At 71.4% G+C, this 6,782-nt stretch carries 6 protein-coding genes; 5 read left to right on the plus strand and 1 reads right to left on the minus strand.

From position 1 onward, the window contains the following. Positions 1-73 precede the first annotated feature (73 nt). A complete protein-coding gene (locus tag FB390_RS19730) occupies positions 74-1,252 on the plus strand; it encodes a sensor histidine kinase (RefSeq protein ID WP_141810259.1) in 1,179 nt (392 codons plus the stop codon). 12 nt (positions 1,253-1,264) lie between these two features. On the opposite strand, the gene FB390_RS19735 is transcribed toward FB390_RS19730, so the two are convergent. Then, positions 1,265-1,966, minus strand: a complete 702-nt coding sequence (locus FB390_RS19735) for a DUF4132 domain-containing protein (protein WP_141810260.1) — start codon at positions 1,964-1,966, stop codon at positions 1,265-1,267. Between the two features lie 118 nt (positions 1,967-2,084). Here FB390_RS19735 and FB390_RS19740 point away from each other — a divergent pair, with 118 nt between their 5' ends. From FB390_RS19740 to lnt, 4 genes are all read left to right on the plus strand, one after another. Then, entirely contained in the window at positions 2,085-2,744 is a 660-nt protein-coding gene (locus tag FB390_RS19740; protein ID WP_067791887.1) for a response regulator, read from the plus strand. Positions 2,745-2,827: 83 nt separating this feature from the next. Further along, the gene (locus FB390_RS19745; protein WP_141810261.1) at positions 2,828-3,310 is read left to right on the plus strand and encodes an FxsA family protein; all 483 of its coding nucleotides are present in this window, start codon (positions 2,828-2,830) and stop codon (positions 3,308-3,310) included. Between the two features lie 53 nt (positions 3,311-3,363). Continuing rightward, positions 3,364-4,962, plus strand: coding sequence for an amidohydrolase (locus FB390_RS19750; RefSeq protein ID WP_185757094.1), 1,599 nt, complete (start codon positions 3,364-3,366; stop codon positions 4,960-4,962). Beyond that, positions 4,959-6,689, plus strand: a complete 1,731-nt coding sequence (lnt, locus tag FB390_RS19755) for an apolipoprotein N-acyltransferase (protein WP_141810262.1) — start codon at positions 4,959-4,961, stop codon at positions 6,687-6,689. The genes FB390_RS19750 and lnt overlap by 4 nt, the downstream gene beginning before the upstream one ends. The last annotated feature ends 93 nt before the right edge of the window (positions 6,690-6,782 follow it).

Raw genomic sequence — 6,782 nt, forward strand, 5'->3', positions numbered from 1 at the left:
CGGAACAGCCCGACGAAGTCGCCGGCACCCGCGTGGCCGCGGCGAATGCGAGGTACGCCTTAGTCTGGCCGTCATGCGCCGGTTCAGTCTGTGGCTTCGCGGCAAGCCCCTCGTTGCGGATTCGATCCTGGCGTTCGGGCTGCTCCTGCTGGACCTCACGGCCATCGGCGACACCGATCAGAAGGCCGTGTACCTCGTGGTCGGCGGGCTGCTGCCGATCCCCGTCGCGTTCCGCCGGGTCTACCCGAGGGCCATGGCCGCCACCCAGCTCGGCTTCGCCCTTGGCACCACCCTGCTGAGCTATGTGCTCGACGACAAGGCCGTGCACCCGGCGCTGCTCGCACTCGGGATCATGCTGTACACCTTGGTCGCCTACGTCGGCAGGCGCGAGGGCATGCTGCTGCTCGCCGGTCTGGTGCTCGACACCGCGCTGTCCACCCTGCTGCTCGATCAGCCGGTCTGGTCGACGATCGCGTTCATCGCGCTGTACTACGCGCTGTGCTGGACGCTTGCGGAGTTCAACGGCGCGCGGCACGCCTACGACGCCGAGGTCGCGGCCCGGCTCGCGGTCGCCGACTACGACAGAGAGCGGCGCACCCACGAGGCGGTCGCGCTGGAACGCACCCGCATCGCCCGCGAACTGCACGATGTGGTCGCGCACGCGGTCAGCGTCATCATCGTGCAGGCCGACGGCGCGAAGTACGCGCTGCGCCGTGACCCGGACAGCGCCGAACAGGCCATCACCACCATCGCGGGCACCGGCCGCGAAGCGCTGCGCGAGCTGCGGCGCACCGTCGCGTTGCTGCGCACCGAGCACGCGCCGGACCAGCTGCCGCAGCACGGCACCGCGGGTATCGCCAAGGTGGTCGAGATGATGCGCGGCACCGGCCTGGCCGTCGAGCTCGAGCTGACCGGCGACATCGACGACGTCGCCCCCGAGGTGAGCCTCGGCGTGCACCGCATCGTGCAGGAGTCGCTGACGAACACGCTGCGCCACGCGGGCGCCCACCCGAAGGCATGGGTGCGGGTGCAGCGCCGGGACACCGACGTCCTGGTCGAGGTCACCGATTCCGGCGGCGTCCCGGTGCACGGGCCCGAGGCCAACCCCATCAAGGGCAGCGGCCTCGGGCTGGTCGGCATGCGCGAACGCATCGCGGTGCTCGGCGGGACCCTGGACGTCGGGCGCGCCGCCGACGGCGCCTGGCGGGTACGCGCGACCATCCCGCTCGAGCCCGAGGGGGCGGACTGCTGACCCACGCCCGAGTCAGTCGAAGACCGCCGCGAGCTCGCGAAGCACCTCGCTCGCGGTGATCGGGTCCAGCGCGCCGAAGGCCGTGTCCCCGCACCGACGCCACCACGGCGACACGGGCGGCGAACTCAGCTCGACCGCCTCGATGACCCGCTCGCCCTCCGGCGCGGGATCCTCGACGGCGATGCCGTCGTCCAGGTGCAGCAGCACCTGGAGATCGCCCTCGACCGGCCGGTAGAAGTGATCGTGGACACCTTCGACCGGAGCGCCGCGGCGCCAGCCGAAGCTCTCCAGCCGCAGCAGCGCGTGCGTGGGCACCATGCGGTGCGCGAAGCGTTCCAGCGAGGTCGCCGTCCGCTCCCGCTCGGTCAGTGCGTGCACCTCCCTGGCGAGTTGCGGAAAGGGTTGGCGCAGTTCGTGATCGGTGAACTGGCTGACCCAGCGCGGTAGCTCCTCGGCGAGCTGTAGCGGATGGGCGACGGCGATGCGCGCCGAGTCGACGCCGATCGTTCGCCCGTCACGGTCGGTGGCGGTGCCGTCCGCCCCGACCCGAAAGGAAATCTCCGGGTTGGCCCGCTCGTCGAAGCCCAGCCACACCAGCCGTTGCGCCAGGTGGCGCAGAAACGGATGGTCCAGGACCGCGACCCGATGCTGGCCGCCGGTCCACGTGCGCTGCTGGATCATCGCGTTCTCCAGAAGCCGAATCTGTTCGCACATCTCTCCACCACGAGAGTCGATTACAGGGAACGCAAGAGAATAACGACGCGCGCCGACAATCCCGTGAGACGCGCGGGAGGGTAACCGAATCGTCGCCGTGCACCGCTAGATTGGAGCGGTGCCGATCACCGTTCTCGTAGTCGACGACCAAGAATTGATGCGCATGGGCCTGAAGATGGTGCTCGGCGCGCACCCCGACATCGAGGTGATCGGCGAAGCCGAGAACGGAGCCGCCGCCGTCGGCAAGGCCAAGGAACTGCGCCCCGACGTGGTGCTGATGGACGTCCGGATGCCCGTCGTCGACGGCGTCACGGCGACCGGCCGCATCGTGGAGGCGGGCGACGGCTGCCGCGTCCTGGTGATGACCACCTTCGATCTCGACGAACACGCACTCGGCGCCCTGCGCGCGGGCGCCAGCGGATTCCTGCTCAAGGACACCCCGCCCGAAGACCTGGTCTCGGCCATCCGCAGCGTGGCAGCGGGCGACGCGGTGGTCTCGCCGAAGGTCACCAAACGGCTGCTCGACCGGCTCATCGCCGACGATCCCGCGGGCATGCGCGACCCCTCGGTGCTCGATGTGCTCACCGCGCGCGAGCGCGAGGTGCTCGAGCAGATCGCCGCCGGCCGCTCCAACGCCGAGATCGCCGAGCAGCTCTACCTCTCCGAAGCCACCGTGAAGACGCACGTCGGCCGGGTGCTCACCAAACTCGGTCTGCGCGACCGGGTGCAGGCCGTGGTGCTCGCCTACGAGACCGGACTGGTGCGGCCCGGCGGCTGAATCTCAGCGAGCTATCAGCCGCGCGTGGGAGAAAAACACCGCGGGCGGGCGTTGGTAGGGGTAGATCGTCCGGAAGGAACGCCATGCCCGCCCTGCTGTTCGTGCTCTACGTGGTCGTCGAGATCGCCGCGCTGTTCGCCGTCGGTCAGCTGATCGGCGTCGCGCCGACCATCCTGCTGCTCATCGCGGGCTCCGCCGCGGGCATGCTGATGATCGGCTCGCAGGGGCGGCGGGTGTTCGAACAGTTCCGTCGCGCCGGACGCGGTGAGATCGCGCCAGGCACCGCCGTCGCCGACGGCGCGCTGGTCGCGACCGGCGGCGTCCTCATGTTCGTGCCCGGCCTGGTGACCTCGCTGTTCGGCCTGCTGTTGCTGTTGCCGCCGACCAGGACGCTGGTGCGTCCGGTCGTCACCGCGCTGGCCGCGCGCCGCTTCGGCCGCCTGGTGCGCAGCGCGCCGTACCGCGGCGTCGTCATCGACGGCGACGAGGTGATCGACGGCGTGGTCGTTCAGCAGTGGTACGACGACGGCCAGGGCAACGCACGTCGCGCGGTCGGCCAGGCCTGACGGGCCCGTCCACGGTGATCGACCGGATCCGGGATACGGCAGACTGGTGACCCGTGGGTACCCAGTTGCTGCTCGGCGGTCGCTTCTACAGCTCTAGTTCACCGGACGCGACCGCGATGGCGGTCACCGACGGCACGGTGGTGTGGCTCGGCGCCGAACAACCCGGCCGGGCGCTGCATCCGGACGCCGAGATCATCGACCTGGACGGCGCGTTCGTTGCGCCCGCTTTCGTCGAGCCGCACGTGCACGTGACGGCGCTCGGCCTGAAGCTCACCGGACTCGACCTGTCCGGAACCCGCTCGCTCGCCGAATGCCTCGCGGCGCTGCGCGACCACGCCGCGGCCCAGCCGCAGGGCGCGATCCTCGGCGACGGCTGGGACGAGACGCGCTGGCCGGAGGGCCGCCCGCCGACGGTCGAGGAGATCGACGCCGCGGCGGGCCCCGGCCGTCAGGTGTACCTGGTCCGCGTCGACGCGCATTCGGCCGCGGTGTCCTCGGCGCTGCTCGACGCCGTACCCGAGGTGACCTCGACCGCGGGGTTCACCAGGGGAGAGCCGCTGCGCGCCGCGGCGCACCACCTCGTGCGTTCGGCGGTGCTCGGCGGCCTGGACCGCGCCAGGCGCGACGACGCGCGCCGCGCCGCACTGGACGCGGCCGCCGCCCACGGCATCGTGGCCGTCCACGAATGCTCGGGACCCGACATCGCGGGCCGCGACGACGTGCGCGAACTGCTGGAATTCGAACACGGCGTCGAGGTCCGCGCCTACTGGGGCGAGGCCGTGACGAGCGCGGAAGAAGCCAAGGCCCTGGTCGCCGAACTCGGTGTGCACGCACTCGGCGGCGACCTGTTCGTGGACGGCTCGCTCGGTTCGCACACCGCGTGGCTGCGCGAACCCTATGCCGACACGCCCGGGACGGGAAACGGATATCTGGACGCCGAGGCCATCGCCGCGCACCTGCGGGCGTGCACCGCGGCGGGCATCCAGGCCGGCTTCCACGTGATCGGCGACGCCGCCATGGACGCGGTGGTCGCGGGCTTCCAGCGGGTCGTCGACGAGCTCGGCGGTCCGGCCGTCGCGGCCCGCGGACACCGCGTCGAGCACGCCGAGATGCTCGACGCCGAGCAGATCGGCAAGCTCGCCGCCTGGGGCGTGATCGCCAGTGTGCAACCGGTTTTCGACGCGACATGGGGTGGCGCGGACGGCATGTACGCCGCCCGGCTCGGCGCCGAGCGGGCCGCCGCGCTGAATCCGTTCGCGGCCATGGCCGCCGCGGGTGTGTCGCTGGCCATCGGCTCGGACGCACCGGTCACTGAACTGAATCCGTGGCTGGCCGTGCGCGCCGCGGCGAATCACCGGACGCCGGGCCACGGCATCTCACCGCGCGCGGCGTTCGCGGCCGCCACGCGCGGGGCCTGGCGCGCGGGCGGCGTGCGCGACGGCATCGCGGGCACCCTCGTGCCCGGCGCGCCTGCCTCGTACGCCGTATGGGAGGCAGGCGATCTCGTCGTCGCGGCGGCCGCCGACTCGGTACAGCGCTGGTCCACCGATCCGCGGTCCCGCGTGCCGGGGCTGCCACCGCTGGAACCGGATTCGGCGCCGCCGCGGTGCCTGCGCACCGTGCACCGCGGCGTCACCCTGTTCGAGGCATGACGGTGCCCGGCTCGGCGCGCACCTCCCGCGCACCGGAGCGGCTGCGCGGCGTCGCGGCGCGTTCGGTGGCCGCGCTGGTCGCGGGACTGCTTCTGTTCGGCAGCTTTCCGCCGCGGCCGTTCTGGTTCCTCGCGCCGGTCGGCATCGCCGTGCTCACCGCGACAGTGCGCGGCGCGGGCGGCCTGCGCGGCGGCTTCGGCTACGGAATGCTGGCGGGACTGGGCTTTTTCGTGCCGCTGCTGCCGTGGACCGGAATCTACGTGGGGCCGCTGCCCTGGTTGGCGCTCTCCACCACGTGCGCGCTCTACCTCGGGCTGTTCGGCCTGCTGGCCAACCTGATCGGACGGCTGCCCGGGTGGCCGCTGTGGGTGGCGTTGGCCTGGGTGACCACCGAATGGTTTCGGTCGAGCTTCCCGTTCGGCGGCTTCCCCTGGGGGCGACTGGCTTTCGGCCAAGCGGACGGTTGGTTCCTGTCGCTGGCCGCGGTGGGCGGCGCGCCGCTGATCGGGTTCGCGGTGGCGTTGACGGGCACCGGCCTCGCGGCGTTGATCGAACGACTGGCGATACTGCGCGCGACCGCCGCGCCGGGAGGCGTCGTAGCCGACCACGAGTCGACGGACGCCGCGGGCACGCCGAACCCGGCGGACGCGCTGTCCGGGAGCGGCCCGGCGGTCGCGGCGAAACCTCGGGTCGGCGCGGCGTCGCGGGCCGGAATCGTCACCGCGGCAGCGACTCTGGCTGTCATGCCGATCGCCGGAGTGATACTCCGGTCCGCGCTGCCCGCCCCGGAGGAGGGTGACCGGACGATCACTGTCGCCGCGATTCAGGGCAGCGTGCCGCGCCTCGGTCTCGACTTCAACGCGCAGCGACGCGCCGTGCTGGACAACCACGTCCGCCGCACCGAGCAGCTGGCCGAGGATGTCGCCGCGGGCCGGGCGCCCAAGCCGGATGTGGTGATCTGGCCCGAGAATTCCTCCGACATCGATCCGCTGCGCAACGCCGACGCGGCGGCGCTGATCACGCGGGCCTCCGAGGCGATCCAGGCGCCGATCCTGGTGGGCGCCGTCCTGGTGAACGGCGATCGCACCACGACCAATTCGGTGATGGTGTGGAACGGCGCGGAAGGGCCTGCGGACCGGCACGACAAGAAGATCATCCAGCCGTTCGGCGAATACCTGCCGATGCGTTCCTTCTTCCGGCTCTTCTCCGAATACGCCGACCGCGCAGGCTATTTCGTGCCGGGCGACGGCGACGGCACGGTGCGCGCCGCCGGCGTCGACATCGGTGTGGCGACCTGTTACGAGGTCGCGTTCGACCGGGCTTTTCGCGATTCGCTGCGGGCCGGCGCGCAGTTGCTCACCGTGCCGACCAACAACGCGACCTTCGGCGACAGCGAGATGACCTATCAGCAACTGGCGATGTCCCGGGTGCGCGCGGTGGAGCACGGCAGGGCGCTGGTCGTGGCGGCCACCTCGGGTGTCAGCGCGATCGTCACCGCCGACGGAGCGGTGTCGCAGCAGAGCGAGCTGTTCGTGCCGGCGGCCCTCGTCGCGGACCTGCCGTTGCGCACCAGCATCACTTTGGCTACTCGAATTGGCGCCGCACCCGAGTGGGTCTCGGCTATCCTGACCGCTGCCGCCGTCGTCGTTGCGTTGTCCCACCGGCGGAGGTCGCAATCTGTTCGCGCGACCGGCCAGGGCTTTTCGGTCGACCAATCGGTCGGCTGACCTGAATAACGATCTCCTCGACAACCGAACATCCGGTCTCTTCCGGGACGGGCGAGGCCTTCGTAGCCTTTTCGTGATGTTGCCAGCTGTTTG

Source organism: Nocardia bhagyanarayanae (assembly GCF_006716565.1).
In the GTDB taxonomy this organism is placed as follows: Bacteria; Actinomycetota; Actinomycetes; order Mycobacteriales; family Mycobacteriaceae; genus Nocardia; species Nocardia bhagyanarayanae.

Excerpts from the sequence above, each read along its gene's own strand:
- lnt (WP_141810262.1), top strand. The coding sequence starts at position 4,959 with ATGACGGTGCCCGGCTCGGCGCGCACCTCCCGCGCACCGGAGCGGCTG.
- FB390_RS19745 (WP_141810261.1), top strand. The coding sequence starts at position 2,828 with ATGCCCGCCCTGCTGTTCGTGCTCTACGTGGTCGTCGAGATCGCCGCG.
- FB390_RS19735 (WP_141810260.1), bottom strand. The coding sequence starts at position 1,966 with ATGTGCGAACAGATTCGGCTTCTGGAGAACGCGATGATCCAGCAGCGC.
- FB390_RS19730 (WP_141810259.1), top strand. The coding sequence starts at position 74 with ATGCGCCGGTTCAGTCTGTGGCTTCGCGGCAAGCCCCTCGTTGCGGAT.